The following is a 20,795-nucleotide window of genomic DNA, read 5'->3' on the forward strand; positions in this document are numbered from 1 at the left end:
GGCACAATAATGGGAATACCATAGAGAGGACGAAATATTTCTAAGTGGAGGCAAGTCATGACGATTCTTGCGCTGCTCACAGCCTGCTTGATTTGGCTGCTGGTTTTAGCGCTGTTAAAAATCAATCTGCTCATCGATTATACTTTCAAAAATTTTAGCAGTGTGTTGAAGATCCATTATCAAGCTGCATTGTTCCGGTCCAATCTGGAGATAAACATTCCGGCAGAGATGGTCTCGACCGGCTTTCTTTATTTTCTGTTGAACAGCATAGAAAATATACAGCAAAATGACTGCCCGGACAGAAAATCAAAAAATAATGCTGACTCGACCAGAAAACGTTACCGGTTGATAAAGCATTTTCTGCGGGAGGCTGTTCGTCATTATGGCTATTCCTCCGCAAGTATCAGACGGCTGCAACAAAGTTTTTCCAAAATAATCCGCTCTTTTTATCGTAAAATGACAGTTCATTCCCTCCAGGCCGATCTTGAACTTGGCGGCAGGGATGCTGCCGAGACGGGTTACTTGACGGGAGCCTGCTGGACAGCCTTTGGGTTTATCTCGGCAAGACTGCACAGGTATATCTCGCTAAAGCAAGATGACTTTAGATACCGGGTAATTCCGAATTTTACCGAAAATATATTTTTATTTAGACTTTGCTGCATATTAAATCTAAAAAGCAGCCATATTATTTTTACAGGCTATAAATTCCTATTAATGATCTTAAAAAACAGGAGGACTAGGAATTATGGATGAACATCCAATTGAAAATCTGATGCAGACAGCGATGGATAGTATCCAAAAAATGATAAATGTAAACACAGTGATTGGAGACCCGGTCGAAACACCAAGTGGCTCTGTGATTATACCTGTTTCCAGGGTATCCTGCGGTTTTGCAGCCGGCGGCAGCGAATTTTCTTCCGCTGAGGGAGAAAAAGAGGAGGAGAAAAAAAATGAAAACGCTTCCAAGATGCCTTTTGGTGGAGGAAGCGGCGGTGGGGTATCGGTAAAACCTGTAGGTTTTCTGGTTGTAAACCAAAATCAGGTCCGACTGCTTCCGGTCGAAGGAAATATGATTGCAGAACGCATCATTGACGAAATGCCTAATCTAATGGATAAATTGTCCCATATGGTCAATAGAAAGAGATTCCACCGTGAAGACGGGTATGAAGAAAGATGCTAATAAAGTATATATGCCGGCAAACAGCATGTCCCTGATATCGTCGAGATATTTTTGAAATTGTCTATTCTTCTATTCCCCCTGCTGAAAACATACATTTTAAGCAGGGGGTTTCTGTTATGGTCAATTTGATCTGGCTGGTTATGCTGATCTGCGGCATTATTGTCGCTGCCCTGAATGGAAATATCGATCAGGTCACTGCGTCGGCCCTTCAGGCTTCTGAACTCGGGGTAGAAGTGGCAATCCAGTTAATGGGTGTCATGAGCCTGTGGCTGGGTATCATGCATATTGCTGAAAAAGCAGGACTCATCCGGCACCTGGCCAGAATAAGCGCCCCGGTGGTCAGAAAACTTTTTCCGTCGCTCAGGGCGGATAGTCCTGCCTTCGGCCCAATTGTCATGAATCTCTGTGCGAATATCCTCGGTCTGGGTAATGCCGCTACGCCGTTTGGCCTGAAGGCCATGCAGGAGTTACAGAAAGAAAACCCGGATCAGGAAACAGCCAGTCCCGCGATGATTACGTTTCTGGCGCTGAATACGTCCTGTATTACGATTATTCCGGCCACAATCATTGCTGTCAGAATGAAGGCCGGATCGGCCAATCCAGTCGAGATTATTGGGACGACAGTTTTTGCCACAGGGTGTGCCATGGCCTCAGCCATCATTGCAGATGTTCTTTTTAGAAAGAGGAACGGATTATGAGCATCATCTCTGAGCTTGCCAGATGGGCTATTCCGTTTATTTTATTTTTTGTGCCGATTTATGGTTACCTCCATAAAGTTCCTGTATATGAGACATTTGTTGAGGGGGCGGAGAATGGCTTTAAAACTGCCGTAAAAATTATTCCGTTTTTAATTGGAATGCTGGTGTCCATTAAAGTGTTTGTGGATTCTGGCGCCCTGGATCTGTTAATAAACCTTCTTCGACCTCTTTTTTTAGCTATGGACTGGAATCCAGACCTGTTAGGCATTATTCCTTTGGCCGTTATGCGGCCACTGAGCGGTTCAGGGGCCCTTGGGGTTGCAACTGAACTGATCCATCAATACGGACCTGATTCGTTTATCGGCCGGCTTGCTTCCACGCTCCAAGGAAGCACAGATACCACCTTTTTTGTGCTTGCCGTCTATTTTGGCTCAGTCGGCATCAAAAAACACAGATATGCTTTAAAAGTCGGACTGCTCGCTGATGCAGTCGGACTGATTGCTTCAATCTGGATCGTCAGCAGGGTCTTTGGCTAAGGGTTTGCTTTCTGCAGTTTTTTTGCTAAAATCAATTGAGAGATGTTTCGTTAATGGTGGTTTTTTGATGGATTGTTCCGGAGATCAATCTGAACGTTTGCAAAAAGCGATGGCTCGTTTGGGCGTCGCTTCTCGGCGTCATGCCGAAATTCTAATCAGTCAGGGACTTGTAAAAGTGAATGGACAGACCGTAACGCAGCCGGGTTTTAAGGTAACGCCTGAGGATGTCATCGAAGTCAACGCTAAGACGTATTCTTCAGGACCAAGCGAAGACCTGGTCTACGTCATGCTTTATAAACCTGCGGGTGTTATTACAAGTGTTACGGATCCCCATCAAAGGAAAACGGTCATTGATTTACTTGGCCAGAATATTAAAGAAAGAGTCTATCCAGTCGGCAGACTGGATTATGACACTTCAGGACTTCTGCTTCTGACCAATGACGGGGAACTTACATTTCGGCTGACGCATCCAAGTTTTGGCGTGGAAAAAGTATACCGGGCCTCAGTCGCCGGTAATATTTCTGATCAGGCAATCAGGACGCTTGAGTCGGGTGTACACCTCGAGGATGGTATGACTTCTCCTGCGAAAATTAAGAAGCTTTCCCGTGATAAAAGCGGCAACCAGACCGAAATTGAGCTTGCCATTCACGAAGGAAAGAACAGGCAGGTCAGGAGAATGCTTGAGCAGGTCGGATACCCCGTTTTTCGCTTGCGCAGAATCTGTTTTGGCCCGCTCCAGCTGGATCCAAAAATGACGGCAGGAGAATACCGACTGTTAACGACTTCTGAAGTCAATGCTTTGAAGGAAGCAGTAAGTATACGGTGATTATTTTATATCATTTGTAAGTAATAGGTAATCAATGCGAAATAAATATTGATAATTGCGGGGAGAAAGCATGAATCTGAAACCAGCAAAAACGAAAAGAATCTACGAAGAAATAGTTGATCAAATCAGTACGCTGGTTGCTGAAGGACAAATCAAAGCAGGTGATAAGCTTCCTTCCGAACGGGATCTTGCGGAGAGGCTGCAGGTCAGCAGGGCGTCTGTCCGGGAAGCGCTCAGTGCTTTGGAAATTATAGGTTTGCTGGAAATCCGAAGTGGAGAAGGAACCTATATCAAACATGTTAATATAGAGTCTGTTATTGCTCCTTTGCCATGGGTACTTTCTCTGGAGAAAGATACCATTTTTGAACTGATGGAGATAAGAAAAATCCTGGAGACCCAGGCTGCCGCACTGGCGGCGGAAAGGGCTGAATATCAGAATCTTTCCGCAATGAGGGGTTCTCTTATTGAGATCAGAAAGGGTCAGAATACGGGCCGGCAGGGCTATCCCTGTGACCGGGATTTTCACGATGCTATAGCTAAAGGAACGAAGAATAAGATGCTGATCCGCATGCTCCATGTGATTTCAGATATCATGCACCAGACATTGAAGACGAATTGGGCAGATACTTTTGAAAAAGAGGGCATGTCGGAACTTCTTTATCAGGAACATGAGGAAATATATCAGGCAATCGAAGCAAAATTACCTGAAGAAGCGCATGCCGGAATGCTTCGTCATCTCGAAAGAATTGAAAATGAATTTCGCAAAGGATACGAATAATCATGAAGAGATACAATCAAATGCTTTATCATCCCGACAACTGTCTGAACAAGAAGAAGCCCTATCTCCGGGAATGCAGGCTTTGTATTGAAGCCTGTCCGCATAAGTCCATCGGTGATAAGAAAGAGATTTCGATAGAAAGCTGTACGGAATGTGGTGTCTGTATGGCCGTTTGCCCCTCTGACGGTTTTGTGGACAGAGACATGAAAAACCTCGGAGAGTACCTTTTGGAAAACGGAAATTGCGTATTAAATTGTCCAATGGCTGCGCCTGCCGGTTATGAAATTGCCTGCCTCGGGATGCTGGACAGGGATGCCTGGACAGTTTTAATGCTTTTGGCTGAATCTAAACAGGTCAGAATCCTTACAGGGGACTGTTCCAATTGCCAGGATAAACAGGCTGCAGCGGTCAGCCAGCGCTTCTATCTGGAGGTCAGCCAGCAATGGATGGATCATCCCGGCTTAAAGCTGGAGATTCTCCCTGCTGAAGAAGGCGCAGCAGAATCGGATTACGGTCCCGGACGTTTTGCTCGTGGCCGATCGAAAAAAGGGTTGAAAAACAGGTTGCGTGAATTTGGTAAAGATAGAATCAAGGCAGCGTTTCCGGCTATCGAAGCAGAAGAATCCTATACCATTCCGAGGACCCGTCAATGGCTGGCAGAGACACTGAAACAGAAACCAAATAAAAAGGTGCCTTTTCAGGCAATCAGATATACCGACCAGTGCAACGGCTGCGGCGTTTGTACCAAAATATGTCCGCAGCAGGCGCTCACACTGAAACAGAAAGAGAATAAAATGCTTTTGATTTATGAACCGCTCCAGTGCGTTCAATGCGGTCGCTGTGTGGACATCTGCGGTTCCCGGGCTCTGAGCTTTGCATACCTGATGTTTCCGTTCAAGTTTCTGGCCGGTAAGGTTATTGTCGGAGAGGCGAATTCCTATTATTGCCGGGAGTGCGGCAAACAGATCTTCATTGATACGGATTCAGGCTTATGTGCTGCTTGTGCAGCGCATTCCACGAATATTGAAGGTAGGTAAACAGCCACGCTATGCATCCTACTCCATTTGAAGTTGTCTAAATATTACGGAGACTAATCTCTAAAGTTATTTTAGAAAGTTTTGTTGGTTTTCGATCAACATATTGGAAAGCAGGGAGGATGGATTATGGTTAAAAAGGTTGTTGTAATAGGCGGTGGGGCTGCAGGCATGATGGCAGCGGGCCAGGCTGCTTTTGTTGGAGCCGAGGTGGTACTCCTTGAAAAAATGACGAGACTCGGCAGTAAGATTGCGATCTCCGGTAAAGGTCGGTGCAATCTTACCAATGCGGGGGATATCAGTAATTTTGTAAGTTTTTATCCCGGAAACGGAAAATTTCTATACGCTTCCTTAAAAGAGTTCGGCAATGAGGCGTTGATTCATTTTTTTCAAGACTATGGTGTCGAAACAAAAGTAGAAAGAGGTGGAAGAGTGTTTCCGACAGCCGACGATTCGGAGGTAATCGTTAAGGCATTAAAGAAGTATCTGGAACGAACATGCGTAAAAATCAGGCTTAACCAGGCTGTCAAAAAAGTCATGATCGAAGATGGGAAAGTAACCGGTGTTCAGCTGGCTGTCTCCGATGAAGTGCTTCCGGCAGATGCTGTGATCGTTGCCACGGGAGGAGCATCCTACCCTGGAACAGGATCTACCGGGGACGGATATACGCTGGCTGAAAAAGCAGGACATCGGATCATTAAGCCGTTGCCTGCGCTTGTTCCGCTCAAAACCCTTGAAAAATGGCCGAAAGAGCTTCAAGGATTGACGCTGAAGAACACGGCTGCCTCAATCTGGATCGACGGGAAAAAGAAGGGAGAAGAATTTGGGGAGATGCTGTTTACGCATTTTGGTTTATCCGGTCCGATTATTCTAACCTTAAGCAGGATTGCTTCCAAGGCTTTGGACCAAAAACAGAAGGTTGAGTTGAAAATAAACCTAAAGCCCGCCCTTACTTCTGAGCAGATAGATTTAAGGCTGCAGAGGGATTTTCTGAAGTATGGCAACAAGCAGTTTAAGAACACCCTGGACGATCTTCTCCCGCAGAGTATGATTCCTGTGATGGTCGCTTTATCGGAGATTGACCCAGAGAAGGTTGTTAATAAAGTTACTAAAGAAGAAAGGAAAAGACTCTGCCGGTTATTTCAGGAGCTGGTACTTCATATAACGGCGACGCTCGGTATGGCGACAGCAATTGTTACCTCCGGGGGCGTTGACGCCAAGCAAATTAATCCAACCACAATGGAATCCCGTCTGGTTAAAGGGTTGTATTTTTCTGGGGAAGTGATCGATATCGACGGCGTAACAGGCGGCTACAACCTTCAGGCAGCTTTCTCAACCGGCTACAAAGCCGGAAAAGCGACGGCCAGGATGAGCTAATGGCGAATGAGCCATAGAAGCCAGGAGCGACAAGATTATGGCGGACGGCTATACCACTCTTAGGTAGGTCTGGGGGCCACAATACCACTTTTCGGCTATTGCGCCCTCCATGGCGCAAAAAGCCGCGCTCCGCATCGTGCTCCGCTCACAGCGGAACTGTGGCCCCCAGACCTACCCCAGATAAGGTTTTATAGATGCCTTACAGAATGATGTCGGTATGCAAATTCCTGACGGCGCATACATATTACTGAGGTGAGTCAGATGCGCTCCAGGAGATTTTCTTTCCCGCGCCAAAAAGTGTCAAGGTTTCAGGGATTTGAGAAAACAGCCATCAGGATTATGGCAGTTTGTACAGTATTGTTAGGGCTGTATCAGCTGAAAGCATTTACCGACCCCGTCGAGTTCTATTTGAAATTTTCCGGAGAAATAGATGCCCCGGCCTTTAAATACAGCGAAAATGTAAACAGCGGCTCCATTAGTCTCTCCTTTGAGATAACTCCTGACAGTGTTGTAATGGTTAGACAAAATGACCAGGATATTGGAACCATTGAAAATGGGAAAAGCATCACAGTTGAACCGGGAACCGTTGTTCTGGATGCAACCAGCATTCCTTATCCGGTCACTGTCAATGTGATTCTGAATAGTAAAACATATTCGATTGAACTTAACGGGGATGTCAAAAGTTTTGATGTGAAGTTAAAATCTGCGGAGGCCAGCTGATAAGCTCGTCGTAAGTCCCTCAAGATAAGCTTTGCTAATCTCCGGAAATTCATGTAAGATAATGAAAGCAGGTGTTGTTTTTTTCTGACATCGCCTCTTTTTTTAGCGTGTAATTGTTTGTTAGCGTCATGAAGAACGTTTGCCTAGAAGGAGGATTGACTATGGTGCCGGATAGTAAGACGGTTGCTCTGGCTGCTTTAAGAATGGCAATGAGTGAAACCAGAGAAGAGGAAAGTGCGCTTAAACAGAAATTTTTAGCGGATAACATCAAGTCAGTTGCCGTAGATTACGGCGGAGATTATCTTGCTTCAATTAAAAAGCTTGTCGAAAGGGCGATTGTTGCTTCGAAACGTGAAGGGGTAATCCACGATTCCCATGGCGACGAAGGCGCCGTCGCGGGCGCGACACGTGAGGCTTTAAGCCAGATTATGCCGAAAGCAGCGGGGCTGAATATCGGAGGAAAAATTGGGATTGCCCACCGCGGTGATCATCTCAGCGTGGCCGTGTTTTTTGGGGTAGGGCTGCTGCATTTGGATGAAGTAGCCGTAGGCCTTGGACACAGGGTTGCCCCACGAAGCTGAAAATATAGAAGACTTGGCTGTGGCCAATCCTTTTGGCAACAGCCTTAGTTGCACTTAGATCTATCAGAAAGGAACGTATTCTTTCTGATAGAATAAAAAGGCTCCGGTTAAGGAGCAGAGTGTCAGTGAATAAAGATAAGAGGCGATGATCGCTGATTCAGATTTCGCTTTCGTGTGCTGCGAACATATCATCATTCGAATCTTTTTGCCAGAACTTCTGAATGTGTTTTTCGATTTTTTTGCCATATCTTTTATAAGTACAACCCAGCAAAAATCCCCCCACCATGGCAGAACCCATGAACAGCAAGCTATGATCCGATTTTTTGGAATAAAGCATCCTAACAGCCTCCTTCCGCTGTATATATTTCTGTGTAATTCATTTGAATTTATTATGTATAGATCTGAAAAAAATAATCTAGGATAATTTATGTAATTGCAGGGGATGAAATATGAAGTTGAATTTTAAGGCCTTAGCTTATTTTGTGATCGGTGTGGCAGTTGTTTTTTTATTGATGCCATTCATCAGTTATTCTATCTATCAGTTCTTTCCTGAAATCAAAACGGCCTATTATCTTTCCATGATTACTTCGAATACCCTGTTTGTTTTTTTGATTATGCTGATTATGTTCAAAAATAGGCTTTCCCTGAATGACCTGGGCTGGAGAAGGACCAGTTTTGCTTCCGCCCTTATTGATGTATTCAAAATCTGTTTTTTGGTCTGGCTGATTAATATGATCTATATGGTACTTCTGTATTATTCAGGCCAGACGACGGCAGAAAATGAACTGGTAAAGCTCCTGCAGGACCCGACAATTTCCATGTTCATTGCGAACATTTTTCTGATCGCCGTTATTGTTCCTTTTATTGAGGAAACGCTGTTCCGGGGAGTACTGCTCGGCTGTTTGCGGAATTATTTCGGCAAATGGACGGCGATTGTAATCAGTGCTTGCATTTTTTCCGCTCTGCATTTTGATTTGACCGGCTTCATTCCGAAGCTGGTTCTCGGAATCGGACTTGGCTTTTTATATACCAAACATGATTCGATTTATCCGGCAATCGGGCTTCATGCGCTGAATAACTTACTGGCGGTTATCGGGGTCTCAGTATCTTAAACCGTAAAGTGAATTGTAAGCGATCATTTTGCTGTGGTATAATTTTGGCAGATGCGAGCTTCGAAACAGCGCGCAAGATTAAGATTTTTTCGATTGGAGCATTGTTTTGGAACATTTGCGTGAAAATCATTTGCAGGTGGCGATTGACGGTCCTGCCGGGGCAGGAAAAAGTACCATTGCGAGAATCGTTGCCGACAAACTTGGCTTGTATTATCTTGATACAGGTGCGATGTATCGATCTGTAGCTTATAAAGCCCTTGCTTCAGGAATTTCCCTTCAGGATGAAAAGGCAGTAACAGGTCTAGCCCGGATCATTGACATCAGACTAAGCCATAATGACCGTCAAACCGTATTCTGCGACGGGGAAGATGTTACCTCTAAAATCCGGGATGTTGAGGTAAGCAGGGCAGTATCACTGATTGCATCTTATCCCGGGGTTCGTAACCGGCTGGTTGAACTACAGCGTCAGGAAGCACTGAAGGGCAATATCGTGATGGATGGCAGGGATATCGGTACATACGTCCTACCGGATGCCGGAATTAAGATTTTTCTGACGGCTTCGGCTTCTGAACGTGCACGTCGGAGATACCTTGAGAATATCAAAGAGGGTAAGATGGTATCTTTGGAAGAAATACGCTCGGATATTGAAAAACGAGATGTAGTAGATTCCCAGAGAAAATTTGCACCGCTGAAACCAGCTAAGGATGCGGTGATCCTCGATACGACAGGGTTAACGATTGATGAAGTTGTTGCCAAGATCATTAGAATTATCAGGGAGGGTTAAAGTGATGCTGTATTCATTGGCGAAGGGAATCATGACCCTTGTTCTGAAGGTCAAAGGATGTAAGATAACAGGCCTGGAAAATTTTCCTGCAGAAGGACCTGTGATTATAGCCTGCAATCATATAAGCCTCTGGGATCCGATTATTGTTGGCTGTTCGATGCCAAGACAGGTATATTTCATGGCGAAAGAGGAGCTTTTCTCGATACCATTGTTAGGGCAGATTCTGCACGGACTTGGTACTTTCCCGGTTAAACGTGGGAAGGGCGATATCGGGGCATTCCGAAAATCGGTCAGGCTGTTAAAAGAAGGAAAAGTTCTGGGGATATTTCCGGAAGGTACCCGCTCCAAAACCGGTAACATTCAGGAAGCCATGGCAGGGATCGTTTTGATTGTAAACAAAAGCCATGCCCCGATTCTGCCGGTCAAGGTATATGGAGCCAGAGGATTATTAACCCAAAAAAGGGGCAAGATAGGGATAATTATCGGTAAGCCATTTTATGCCGATAACCTTGAAATCCCTGAAAAGACTGAAAATAGCAGGGAATGGCTTGCCAATAAAATCATGGATGTTGTGAATGAAATGTAAAAATCATAAAAGGTTAACAAAGTATTAGAAGGAATTTTGTTTTTCTCAGCGAAATAGACGTGATAGGCATAAAAGGAGGGCAGTTTTGTTGACGATTCAGCGAGCGGCAAAAGCAGGTTTCTGTTTTGGAGTTAAACGGGCGATTGAATTGGCTGAAAAAGCTGCCGGCACCGGGTTGACTGCATCTTTGGGACCGCTCATTCATAACCAGCAAGTTGTTGATTATTTGGCTGAGAAAGGATTGGAAGTCATTCACTCTGTTGATGAGGCTAAAATGGGTCAACAGCTTGTAATCAGGTCGCATGGCGTTCCCCCGGAAACGTACGAGGAAGCAAAGGAACGCGGAATTACCATTATTGATGCAACGTGTCCTTATGTTCAAAAAGCGCAAAGAATGGCCGCAAGCTCATCAGCAAACAGTTTTGTCATTGTTGTCGGTGACAAAAGCCATCCGGAAGTTAAAGGGATCCTGGGATGGGCAGGAAGTAATGCCCTCGCCATAGAGACGCTGGCCGAGGCTGAAGATTTGCCGTACTACCCGAGAATTACAGTCTTGGCCCAAACAACACAGCAAAAAAGCCATTTTTTTACGGTTGTTGAAGAATTGAAAAAACATACTGGGGAGCTGATCGTCCAGAATACGATCTGCGCGGCAACTGAAGAACGTCAGGCCTCAGCCAGGGAATTGGCTGAAAAAGTGGATCTGATGATTGTCGTGGGGGGCTTGAGCAGTTCCAACACACGAAAACTGGGATCGATCTGCAGTGGGAAAACGAAAACATACTGTATCGAAACAGCTGAAGAATTACTGGAGATCTGGTTTACGGATGCTAAAATTACAGGCCTGACAGCAGGAGCTTCCACACCGGATTGGATTATCGAGGAGGTTTACAAGAAAATGTCGGAGTTTATGGAAAAAACACAGATCCAAGAGGCTGAGGAAAGCGTTGTGAAGACGGTTAGTACAGTTAGTGATGAAGAGAACATGATGGAAAATTTTGATAAGGGACTGCCCAAACTTTATCGGGGCGCGATTGTCAAAGGGACCGTCGTAAAAATAACAGGCGATGAGGTATTTGTGGATATTGCGTGGAAATCGGAGGGCATGATTCCTTTTGAGGAGCTTTCCGCTACTAAGGTTTCGAATATTAATGATCTCGTTAAAATTGGTGACACGATTTCCGTGATGGTCATGCGTGTTGAAAACCAAGAAGGCTACCCTGTTTTATCCCGTAAACGGGCCAATGAGGTTGAAGCGAAGGAACAGTTGGCCCATCTGGCCGAATCAAAAGAAGAAGTTCAGGCAGTCGTTACGGAAGCAGTCAAAGGCGGACTTCTGGTCGACCTCGGAATGAGAGGCTTTGTGCCTGCTTCTCAGGTTGAGACCGGCTTCGTAGACAATCTTGAAAAATATATTGGGAAAACACTTCGTTTAAGAGTCATCGAGTACGATGAATACAAGAAGAAACTGGTTCTTTCCCAAAAGGCTATTTTAGCTGAAGAGCAGGAAGGTAAAAAAGAAAAGCTTCTGGAGACGCTTAAAGAAGGCGATATCGTGAAGGGAACAGTCCGCCGCCTGGCCGATTTTGGTGCGTTTGTTGATCTTGGCGGTATTGACGGGCTGCTGCACATCTCGGATATGGCTTTCTCCAGAGTAAAACACCCGTCGGAGATCGTGAATGTCGATGATGAAGTTGAAGTTCAGATCTTAGCGATTGATACCCAAAAAGGCAGGATTTCCCTCGGGTTAAAACAGCTTAAAACGAATCCGTGGTCTGCTGCTGCTGAAAAATATGCCGTGGGATCCATCGTACACGGCAAAGTCGTCAGAATCGCACCTTTCGGTGCTTTCGTAGAACTGGAGGACGGGATCGATGCGCTGGTGCATATTTCCCAGCTGGCCGACCACAGGGTCATGAAAGTACAGGATATCGTACAGGTTGGCCAGGAGATCACAGCCAAAGTCATCGATTTTAAACCGGAAGATAAAAAAATAAGCTTGAGTATCCGGGAACTGCTTACGGAAGCCAGTGAGGCCAGTGCCCGTCAGGATTTGGAGAACCAACCGGAAATACCTGAAGTTACGATAGGCGAGAAAATCGGAAATATTCCGGATACAGACGTGGACACACTTTAATAAAATTAATGCATCAAATGGCTTCTTGCTTTGATTTGGCAGGAAGTCATTTCACTTCAGACGGAATTAATGCAACAGGAGGTCAAAAGATGGCTGTTCAGAAGATAAAAACAAAAAAACCTGACTTTATTCTGTTATTTTCTGCAGTCATCATTTTGGCAGTTGGTCTGATTATGGTTTTAAGTGCCAGCTCCTCTTTTTCCTATGAGAATACCAATAATTCTTATTATTTATTTTTTAAGCAGCTGCGCTGGGTAAGCCTTGGAATAGTGGCAGCCGGGGCGGCGGTTTTTATTCCTTTGAAGTTTTTCCGGAAGATTTCCGGGCTGAGTATTCTCGTCAGTGTCATCCTGCTCCTGTTGGTCGAATTCAGCAATATGTCTATTACTACGAAAGGATCGGCCCGCTGGCTGGATATTTTTGGGATGTCCGTACAGCCATCGGAGATTGCGAAACTGGCCATCGTTTTTTTCTTCGCCTATATTCTTAACCGCTATCCGATAAAGAAGTTTACGGATATCTTCCTGCCTATTGGTGTGCTCGCGGTCATTTTCTTGCTGGTTTATAAACAGCCCGACCTTGGAACCGCGATTGTCATCCTGGCAGCAGGAGGGTTTATGCTTTTGATGACCGAGCTTCCGACAGGTTATTTTCTGGCTGCGATACCTCTAATTGGCATCCCGGGATTCTACCTGGTCAAAGGTGAAGAGTATCAGTGGAACAGAATTTTAGGCTGGCTGCATCCATGGGAATATGCAACGACCTTCGGCTACCAGCAGATTAATGCCCAGATAGCCTTCGGGTCGGGTGGACTGCTCGGGATAGGTATCGGGAGAAGCAATGAAGGGCTCGGGTTTTTGCCTGAAAATTATACGGATACTATTTTTGCCGTGATCGGACAAGAATTTGGTTTCTTCGGGACTTCGCTTATGCTTTTGTGTTTTATCGTACTCATTGGGCGCGGCTATGCCATATCCCGGCAATGTCCGGATGGATTCGGACGGATGCTCGGATTTGGGATCACAACGATCCTGGGCATCCAAACCATGATTAATCTTTGTGTTGTAACCGGTCTTTTTCCGGTAACGGGGATCACGCTTCCTCTCGTATCCTATGGAGGAAGCTCCCTGCTTGTAACCATGTTTGAAATAGGTATTTTGTTGAATATTTCGCGCTTCCGACAGGATAAGCTGTTGCGAAGCAGCTAGCAGACTAATCATAAGGTTGTTTATGTTTCAATTTGGGTAGTTATTTGAAAAATGGTTTACTAGTACCTTTATAATAGCCATTATAGTATAATAAAAAGGTTAACCAAGTGCTAAAACGTTTTACGTTGGAAAAGGATGGAAAAGATGCCCAATGGGTTGATGGTATCTGCTGTCATGAAAAACAGTATTGCTGCTGAGATGGAAATCGAACCCGGAGATGAGATTCTCCAGGTGGATCAGCACAATGTTCAGGATATTTTGGATTTGCAGTATTGGACCGCTGAAGAAGAATTTACATTGATCATTCAGAAGAAGAATCATGAGATCTGGGAACTGGAGATTATCAAGGAACCGGAGGAACTGCTTGGTATCGAAGTCAGCAGCGTAGGCCGAGACGGACTAATGAAGTGTCGGAATAACTGTGTTTTCTGCTTTGTCCGGCAGATGCCTCCCGGGATGAGATCATCGCTGTACGATCTGGATGACGATTACCGGTTGTCGGTGAACCAGGGGAGCTATATCACTCTGTCCAACCTGAAGGAGAAGGATTTTCAGAGAATCATCGACATGCATCTAAGTCCTTTGTATATCTCCGTTCATGCATGGAATCCCGTCGTCAGGGAGAAACTGATGAGAAACAGGCAGGCCGGGAAGCTGGCGGAGCAAATAAAAAGGCTTGCTGAAGCTGGTCTTGTTCTTCATACGCAGATCGTTCTGGTTCCTGATTACAATGACCGGGAGATCTTGCAGGAAACCGTGGAGAACCTTGCGGCCTTTTTCCCACAGGTTCAGTCCATTGGGATTGTTCCGGTCGGCTTAACAAAGTACAGGGATGGATTGCCTGAACTTCGGACTGTAACGCCGGAGGAGGCCAAGGAAGTCCTGGATATCGGCATAGAATGGCAGCAGAAATACCGAAAACGGACCGGCCTAAACCTTGTTTATTTTTCTGATGAATTTTATATCCTTGCCGGCAGAGATATTCCGTCATATCCAGAATATGATGACTTTCCGCAACTGGAAAACGGCATTGGCATGGCCCGAAAGTTTCAGGAAGAAATCCGGATGTGTCTCTGTGACCTGCCGAGGCAGATTCCGGAAAGAAAGATACATCTCGTAACTGGTTCATCGGCAGCGGCATATTTCCGGTCCAGGGTCGCGGAGCTGCCTGCAGTTCAGGGTGTACATATTACAGTTCATGAGATTGGCAACCGTTTTTTTGGACCTGCGGTGACCGTAGCAGGGTTGCTCACGGCTCAGGACATCGCACTGCAACTGGGTGACCTGCAGGGAGAGTATTTCTTACTGTCGCGCGTGATGCTGAGAGCCGGTGAAGAAGTATTCCTCGATGGATATGATGTCCGGTGGTTGACCGAACAGGTCAATGGCATACCGGTAGTTGTGGAGAATGATGGTCAATCTTTTATAGAAGGACTTTTTGGGATAACGATTGGAGGTTCGGAAAATGAGTAAACCTGTGGTAGCAATTGTCGGGCGTCCGAATGTCGGGAAATCGACGCTATTTAACAGAATCGTCGGCGGCTTGGTGGCCATCGTTGAAAATACCCCCGGGGTAACAAGGGACCGGTTATATTTTGATGCTGAATGGCTTGGCAGAAAATTTACGCTGATTGATACCGGCGGTATAGAATTTAAAGATGAAACGACACCGCTTTCATCGAAGATGAAACAGCAGGCCGAAATCGCAGTCGATGAAGCTGATGTCATCATGTTTCTTGTCGATGCCAAATCCGGGATTACGCCGGATGATCAGCAGATCGCCAGATACCTGCGGAAATCGAGCAAACCGGTATTGCTGGTTGCGAATAAAGTAGAAAAATTTACCCGGTTTGAGGCAGAGGCCCATGAATTTCTGCCGCTGGGTTTCGGTGATCCGATTCCGGTCTCGGCCGTTCACGGCATGAATACCGGGGATCTTCTCGATACGCTTGTTTCGGCCCTGCCGGAAGATGCCGCGGCCGACTATGACCCAGATGTGATTAAAATCGCCGTGATTGGCAGACCGAATGTCGGCAAATCATCCATTGTCAATATGCTGCTCGGGGAGGAACGGGTCATTGTCAGTGACATACCCGGAACGACCAGGGATGCGATCGATACCCCGTTTACGTATGAAGACAGAAATTATGTATTGATCGATACGGCCGGCATCAGGCGCAAGAAAAAAATCTCCGAAGTCACGGAAAACTACAGTGTAGTGCGTTCTTTCCGGGCGGTGGACAGGTCGGATGTCGTACTGATGGTGATTAATGCCATCGAAGGCGTAACAGACCAGGACAAGAAAATTGTCGGCTATGCACATGAAGCAGGAAAAGGTCTCATTCTTGTGATCAATAAATGGGATCTAGTGATCAAAGATGAGAAAACCATCAATAAATATGAAAAAGATATCCGGGAAGAACTGGCTTTTGTCCTTTATGCACCCACGCAATTCGTTTCGGCCAAGACAGGCCAAAGAATCAATAAAATTATGGATCTGGTGGAATTTGTTGCGGAGCAGACCAGCAGACGTATCTCGACCAGCACCTTAAACAACCTGCTACGGGAATGGGTGCATCTGAATCCGCCGCCATCGGATAAAGGCGTACGGTTAAAGATTTTATATGCAACACAAAGCAGTGTTCAGCCCCCGACCTTTATATTCTTTGTGAATGATCCGGAGCTTGTTCACTTTTCGTATAAGCGCTATCTGGAAAATCAGCTGCGTAAGAACTTTGGCTTTGAAGGTTCGCCAATCAGAATGATCATGCGAAAAAGAGACGAAGAAAAACAATAATCTGCAAGTAAGAGAAATGAAGGAGAAAGTTTCATTATGTTTGCGTATCTGATTTTTTTGCTTGCTTATCTTCTGGGAGCACTACCATCTGCTTTTCTGGCAGGCAAGATCAAAAATATAGATGTTCGGAAGCATGGAAGTGGCAATATGGGAGCTACAAACACCTTCCGTGTTCTGGGTCCATTGTGGGGAATCGGCGTACTGGCTGCGGATGCGCTTAAAGGCGTCCTTGCAGCTTACCTTTGCTGGCTGGTCTTCGGCCCCTGGGGTGGCATTGCCGGTGGTCTGCTTGCGATGCTCGGACATAGCTTTAATCCGTATTTTGGCTTTAAACGAACCGGTAAAGGTGCTGCCTGCGGTTTGGGTGTCATTGTTGTTCTGGTGCCCAAGGTAACAATTGTTGCCCTGGTGGTTTTTATTCTGGTTGTGCTCGTAAGCAGGTACGTTTCGTTGGGATCAATTCTAGCCGCAGTTACCGTGATTATCATGGCTTTTGTTTTTCAGGAGCCGCTCGAGTATAAAGTACTGGCCTTGGTAGGCGCCTCAACAGTGATTTTCCTGCATCAGTCCAATATTAAAAGAATCCTTAACGGGACTGAAGCTAAGTTTGGTAAAAATAAAGGGGAGTGAAAACAAAGTGAAAAAAATTGCAGTGTTTGGTTCAGGGAGCTGGGGAACAGCAATTTCTCTTCTGCTGGTCAGGGCAGGACATAAGGTCTCCCTTATCGGGATTTTTTCAGATGAGATAGAGCTGATGAAACGAAAAAAGGAAAATATTCAGTATCTTCCGGGATGCTTTCTGCCGGACGAGATTACCCCGACGACGGACTTAAAAGAGATTGATGCTGAAGCCGTTTTCGTCAGCGTACCTTCCCACGCGGTCAGAGAAAGCGCACGTCTGATCAAGCCATACTTAAGACCTGGCTGCATCATGATCAATACGGCCAAAGGACTCGAAGAGAACACAGGGTTAAGGCTTTCCCAGGTACTTGAGGAAGAACTGCCGGGTCATCCGATTGCGGTCTTATCCGGCCCGAGTCATGCGGAGGAAGTCGGCAGAGATGTTGTTACAGCCGTCGCCGTTGCCGCCAAGGATATCAAAGTGGCCGAAGCCGTTCAGGATCTGATCATGACTTCGAAATTCAGAGTGTACACAAATCTTGACATGATCGGCGTTGAGATGGGCGGGTCGCTCAAAAATATTGTTGCACTCTGTACCGGTATCCTGGATGGGATGAACCCGAAAGACAATACCAAAGCAGCCTTAATGACCAGGGGCCTGGCTGAGATGACCCGACTCGGGGTGGCTATGGGCGGTCAGCCTGAGACTTTTTACGGTCTGGCCGGAATAGGGGATCTTATTGTGACTTGCACAAGCCTGCACAGCCGGAACCTGCGGGCAGGAAGGGCACTGGGCGCCGGTAAGCCGCTAGATGAAGTCCTGAGGGAAGTCGGCATGGTCGTGGAAGGCGTTCGCGCGACAAAAGTCGCCTTTGAGCTGAGTAAAAAATATGGTATTTCTATGCCGATCACCGAACAGGCCTACAAAGTACTATTTGAAGGACTTAGTCCGAGCGAAGCACTTGAGAACCTCATGATGCGAGGTAAAAAACATGAAACAGAGGATATGGGGATATTAGGGCGTTAAGTCTTGGGATATAGTCCTGAGATAAGCTTAGCATGCATTTTAGAGTTGACAAGGTACTAGGCTGCTGACAAATTTGTTAGCAGCCTTTTGCTTTGCTTACTTCTTTTAGTTTAATTTAGTTTGCTTTGACGCGCCCTGAGATCTGATGCGGTTCATCCTCCCGGCTGTTCTTCACAATATATATTTCCAATGCCTTGTGACAAAGAAATCCGAGTTTGATACATAATACCAGGAAAAAGATCCCGAGCATAAGCATGATGATGGTTCCAATAATGATTAACAGTGACGAGATCATATTCAGCGCACCTCCGTTTTGTTGTGGATACTGTGTTCTTGCCTATATGTATTGCAAATAGCGGAAGATATTCTTGAGTCCTCAGAAAAAATGGATAAATAATTTAGACATAAATTCGTCATTTCTTCAATATAAATATAATGCTTGAGGTGCTAGTCCTGTTGTTAAGTGTGAGAAGACAAAACAAGCAAAAAAAGTAGATTTCAGGTCCTTGCTGGAAGGACAGCATACTAAAAGGGAGGGAAAAGATCTATGCAAAACTATGATATTTTCAGCGATATTGCTGAAAGGACAGGAGGGGATATTTATTTCGGTGTTGTCGGTCCCGTCAGGACTGGAAAATCTACATTTATTAAACGTTTTATGGAACTCCTGGTCTTGCCGAACATAGTCAATGTATTTGAGCGGGAAAGAGCACGGGATGAGCTTCCGCAAAGCGGCGCGGGCCGCCGAATCACAACGACGGAGCCCAAGTTTATTCCTTCTGAGGCGGTTGAAGTTGTTTTGAAGGATACGATTCACATGAATGTCAGAATGGTGGATTGTGTCGGATACGCTGTGAGTGGTGCACTTGGTTATGAGGGGGAAGAAGATGAACCACGAATGGTTCATACCCCCTGGAATGACGAACCGATTCCTTTCGAGGAAGCGGCTGAAATAGGTACCCGCAAAGTGATTACTGACCATTCTACCTTGGGTATTGCCATCACGACAGACGGATCTATATCCGAAATTCCGAGAGAAAACTATCTTGAGGCGGAGCAGCGGGTCGTTTCCGAACTGAAGGAAATAGGCAAACCATTTATTCTGCTGCTGAATACGACCAAACCCTACGCGGAAAGCACCATGGAGCTATGCCGCGGCCTGGAGCAGGAATACCAGGTGCCGGTCATTCCGGTAGACTGCATGGAAATGAACTTAAATGACATTTCTCAGATCCTTGAGGAAATTCTGTATGAGTTCCCTGTTGCCGAAGTCAATATTGAGCTCCCCAAATGGGTTGAAGAACTGGACCTTTCCCATCCGATCCGGGCCGAGTTTGAGAACGTCATTCAAAAATCGGTTGGGGATATCAAGCGGATCAGGGATATCGATCATGCCCTGGAGATATTGTCTGAATGTCCGCATTCCAAAGACATTATTCTGAAAGAGACCGATCTCGGAACTGGCCATGCCGAAATCGAGATCACCACCGAAAAAGATCTGTTTAAACAAGTCCTGGAACAGCTGACGGGAATTAATATTGAAGGCGATCATACCCTTTTAAGAATGATTTTGGATTATAGCAAAGCCAAAAAAGAATGGGATAAACTCTCGAAAGCTTTTGAAGAAGTCAAAACAAACGGCTATGGTGTTGTCACGCCGCAACTGGATGAAATGTTTCTGGAAGAGCCAGAACTGGTAAAATCCGGAGGTCATTTCGGAATCAAGCTTAAAGCAAGCGCACCGTCCCTGCATATTCTGAGGGCGGATGTCACGACGGAAATAACGCCGCTGATCGGGACAGAAAAGCAGGCCGAAGAACTGGTCAAGTATCTTCTGGAAGAATTTGAATCTGATCCGAAGAAATTATGGGGGTCCAATATTTTCGGTAAGTCCCTGCATGACTTGGTTAGGGAAGGAATTCAGAACAAGCTTTACAAGATGCCGGACAATGTCCAGATCAAACTGCAGGATACGCTGCAGCGTATCGTGAATGAAGGACACGGCGGTCTGATCTGCATCATTATTTAGAGGAGCATGAACAGATTTTATCTTCGTTTTTTTGAAAGAAAGGGAAAGCCTCACACATTAGGCTTTCCCTTTCTTTAACTAATCTGGTTGTCAAAACCGTCAAAAAATGATTATAATAGATGAAAAAGCATGCTAAAAAAGTTGGGAGCTGAATTGTGTGAGCAAACAGAAAAAAGATTTTCTGTTGGTAAGCAAGGAGATTCTTCCTGAGGCGATTACGAAAACAGCTCAGGCTAAAGAACTTTTGGCGAAATTTGATGTACTGACTGTGAATGAAGCCTGTGAGAGGGTCGAAATAAGCCGGAGCGCATTTTATAAATATAAAGACGGAGTTTTTCCGTTTTATGAAGCAAGTAAAGAGAAGATGATTACGCTGTCTTTGCTGCTAATGGACAAAGCAGGGATTTTGTCAAATGTTTTAAACTATGTCGCTTCAGTCTCCGGAAATATCATTACCATCAATCAGGGAATCCCGCTGCAGGGGATTGCCAATGTCTCCCTTTCGATCGAAACAGAAAAAATGGAAGAAACTGTGGAAAGCCTGGTGTCAAATCTGGGTGAGCTGGATGGTGTACGTAAAATCGAATTGATTGCTAAAAGTTGAAATGTACCAATGTGATTTGTTTTTTGTTTTTTGGGTGAGCGGTCAAAGTAAATGCAACCTTTGACAGAGTAAATATAGTGGGGTTTCATTGAGTCTGTCAAAATACTGGGAATAACAGGTATAGTACCTGTTAAAAATAGCCGATTCAGATTATATGGAG

At 45.4% G+C, this 20,795-nt stretch carries 23 protein-coding genes; 21 read left to right on the plus strand and 2 right to left on the minus strand.

Translation table 11 applies throughout. From position 1 onward, the window contains the following. Positions 1-57 precede the first annotated feature (57 nt). From OKX56_RS09120 to OKX56_RS09165, 10 genes are all read left to right on the plus strand, one after another. Positions 58-753: a DUF2953 domain-containing protein gene (locus tag OKX56_RS09120; RefSeq protein WP_015043071.1), complete on the plus strand. Its 696-nt coding sequence runs from the start codon at positions 58-60 to the stop codon at positions 751-753. Continuing rightward, positions 746-1,180 carry a GerW family sporulation protein gene (gene ytfJ / locus OKX56_RS09125; RefSeq protein ID WP_015043070.1) on the plus strand — a complete coding sequence of 145 codons (435 nt, stop codon included), beginning with the start codon at positions 746-748 and terminating at the stop codon, positions 1,178-1,180. The genes OKX56_RS09120 and ytfJ overlap by 8 nt, the downstream gene beginning before the upstream one ends. Positions 1,181-1,296: 116 nt before the next feature. Then, positions 1,297-1,878, plus strand: coding sequence for a nucleoside recognition domain-containing protein (locus OKX56_RS09130; protein ID WP_015043069.1), 582 nt, complete (start codon positions 1,297-1,299; stop codon positions 1,876-1,878). Then, on the plus strand, positions 1,875-2,414 hold the full coding sequence (locus OKX56_RS09135; RefSeq protein WP_015043068.1) for a spore maturation protein: 540 nt from the start codon (positions 1,875-1,877) through the stop codon (positions 2,412-2,414). The genes OKX56_RS09130 and OKX56_RS09135 overlap by 4 nt, the downstream gene beginning before the upstream one ends. 67 nt (positions 2,415-2,481) lie before the next feature. Continuing rightward, positions 2,482-3,240 carry a pseudouridine synthase gene (locus OKX56_RS09140; RefSeq protein ID WP_015043067.1) on the plus strand — a complete coding sequence of 253 codons (759 nt, stop codon included), beginning with the start codon at positions 2,482-2,484 and terminating at the stop codon, positions 3,238-3,240. A 70-nt stretch (positions 3,241-3,310) separates the two neighbouring features. Beyond that, positions 3,311-4,018 (plus strand): FadR/GntR family transcriptional regulator, encoded by a 708-nt coding sequence (locus OKX56_RS09145; protein WP_015043066.1) that lies wholly within the window; start codon positions 3,311-3,313, stop codon positions 4,016-4,018. A 2-nt stretch (positions 4,019-4,020) separates the two neighbouring features. Then, positions 4,021-5,055, plus strand: a complete 1,035-nt coding sequence (locus tag OKX56_RS09150; protein WP_015043065.1) for an NADH-quinone oxidoreductase subunit I — start codon at positions 4,021-4,023, stop codon at positions 5,053-5,055. Between the two features lie 126 nt (positions 5,056-5,181). After that, positions 5,182-6,429, plus strand: a complete 1,248-nt coding sequence (locus OKX56_RS09155; RefSeq protein ID WP_287896228.1) for a BaiN/RdsA family NAD(P)/FAD-dependent oxidoreductase — start codon at positions 5,182-5,184, stop codon at positions 6,427-6,429. A 261-nt stretch (positions 6,430-6,690) separates the two neighbouring features. Then, the gene (locus OKX56_RS09160; RefSeq protein WP_019226338.1) at positions 6,691-7,149 is read left to right on the plus strand and encodes a hypothetical protein; all 459 of its coding nucleotides are present in this window, start codon (positions 6,691-6,693) and stop codon (positions 7,147-7,149) included. A 161-nt stretch (positions 7,150-7,310) separates the two neighbouring features. Then, positions 7,311-7,730, plus strand: a complete 420-nt coding sequence (locus tag OKX56_RS09165; protein WP_019226339.1) for a HutP family protein — start codon at positions 7,311-7,313, stop codon at positions 7,728-7,730. Positions 7,731-7,887: 157 nt separating this feature from the next. Here OKX56_RS09165 and OKX56_RS09170 read toward each other — a convergent pair whose 3' ends face one another. Next, positions 7,888-8,067 carry a hypothetical protein gene (locus tag OKX56_RS09170; RefSeq protein WP_015043061.1) on the minus strand — a complete coding sequence of 60 codons (180 nt, stop codon included), beginning with the start codon at positions 8,065-8,067 and terminating at the stop codon, positions 7,888-7,890. A 112-nt stretch (positions 8,068-8,179) separates the two neighbouring features. On the opposite strand from OKX56_RS09170, the gene OKX56_RS09175 reads away from it, so the two are divergent. The 9 genes from OKX56_RS09175 (at position 8,180) to OKX56_RS09215 (ending at position 18,002) form a co-directional block, all read left to right on the plus strand. Then, positions 8,180-8,842, plus strand: a complete 663-nt coding sequence (locus OKX56_RS09175) for a CPBP family intramembrane glutamic endopeptidase (RefSeq protein WP_019226340.1) — start codon at positions 8,180-8,182, stop codon at positions 8,840-8,842. A 106-nt stretch (positions 8,843-8,948) separates the two neighbouring features. Beyond that, the gene (cmk, locus tag OKX56_RS09180; protein ID WP_019226341.1) at positions 8,949-9,626 is read left to right on the plus strand and encodes a (d)CMP kinase; all 678 of its coding nucleotides are present in this window, start codon (positions 8,949-8,951) and stop codon (positions 9,624-9,626) included. Positions 9,627-9,630: 4 nt separating this feature from the next. Next, positions 9,631-10,212 carry a lysophospholipid acyltransferase family protein gene (locus OKX56_RS09185; RefSeq protein WP_019226342.1) on the plus strand — a complete coding sequence of 194 codons (582 nt, stop codon included), beginning with the start codon at positions 9,631-9,633 and terminating at the stop codon, positions 10,210-10,212. A gap of 88 nt (positions 10,213-10,300) precedes the next feature. After that, a complete protein-coding gene (locus tag OKX56_RS09190) occupies positions 10,301-12,349 on the plus strand; it encodes a bifunctional 4-hydroxy-3-methylbut-2-enyl diphosphate reductase/30S ribosomal protein S1 (protein WP_019226343.1) in 2,049 nt (682 codons plus the stop codon). 89 nt (positions 12,350-12,438) lie between these two features. Then, positions 12,439-13,557, plus strand: a complete 1,119-nt coding sequence (locus OKX56_RS09195) for an FtsW/RodA/SpoVE family cell cycle protein (protein WP_019226344.1) — start codon at positions 12,439-12,441, stop codon at positions 13,555-13,557. 144 nt (positions 13,558-13,701) lie between these two features. Beyond that, a complete protein-coding gene (locus OKX56_RS09200; RefSeq protein WP_019226345.1) occupies positions 13,702-15,030 on the plus strand; it encodes a DUF512 domain-containing protein in 1,329 nt (442 codons plus the stop codon). Then, a complete protein-coding gene (gene der / locus OKX56_RS09205; RefSeq protein WP_019226346.1) occupies positions 15,023-16,354 on the plus strand; it encodes a ribosome biogenesis GTPase Der in 1,332 nt (443 codons plus the stop codon). Before OKX56_RS09200 ends, der begins: the two co-directional genes overlap by 8 nt. Positions 16,355-16,390: 36 nt before the next feature. Beyond that, on the plus strand, positions 16,391-16,984 hold the full coding sequence (gene plsY, locus OKX56_RS09210; RefSeq protein WP_019226347.1) for a glycerol-3-phosphate 1-O-acyltransferase PlsY: 594 nt from the start codon (positions 16,391-16,393) through the stop codon (positions 16,982-16,984). 7 nt (positions 16,985-16,991) lie between these two features. After that, on the plus strand, positions 16,992-18,002 hold the full coding sequence (locus OKX56_RS09215; protein ID WP_019226348.1) for an NAD(P)H-dependent glycerol-3-phosphate dehydrogenase: 1,011 nt from the start codon (positions 16,992-16,994) through the stop codon (positions 18,000-18,002). 115 nt (positions 18,003-18,117) lie between these two features. Here OKX56_RS09215 and OKX56_RS09220 read toward each other — a convergent pair whose 3' ends face one another. Further along, positions 18,118-18,297: a hypothetical protein gene (locus OKX56_RS09220; RefSeq protein ID WP_019226349.1), complete on the minus strand. Its 180-nt coding sequence runs from the start codon at positions 18,295-18,297 to the stop codon at positions 18,118-18,120. Between the two features lie 252 nt (positions 18,298-18,549). Between OKX56_RS09220 and spoIVA the strand changes: the two genes are divergently transcribed. Next, on the plus strand, positions 18,550-20,031 hold the full coding sequence (gene spoIVA, locus OKX56_RS09225; RefSeq protein ID WP_019226350.1) for a stage IV sporulation protein A: 1,482 nt from the start codon (positions 18,550-18,552) through the stop codon (positions 20,029-20,031). Positions 20,032-20,188: 157 nt separating this feature from the next. Continuing rightward, positions 20,189-20,635, plus strand: coding sequence for an ACT domain-containing protein (locus tag OKX56_RS09230; RefSeq protein ID WP_019226351.1), 447 nt, complete (start codon positions 20,189-20,191; stop codon positions 20,633-20,635). The last annotated feature ends 160 nt before the right edge of the window (positions 20,636-20,795 follow it).

Origin of the sequence: Dehalobacter sp. (assembly GCF_030063005.1) — a bacterium.
GTDB classification, from domain to species: domain Bacteria; phylum Bacillota; class Desulfitobacteriia; order Desulfitobacteriales; family Syntrophobotulaceae; genus Dehalobacter; species Dehalobacter restrictus.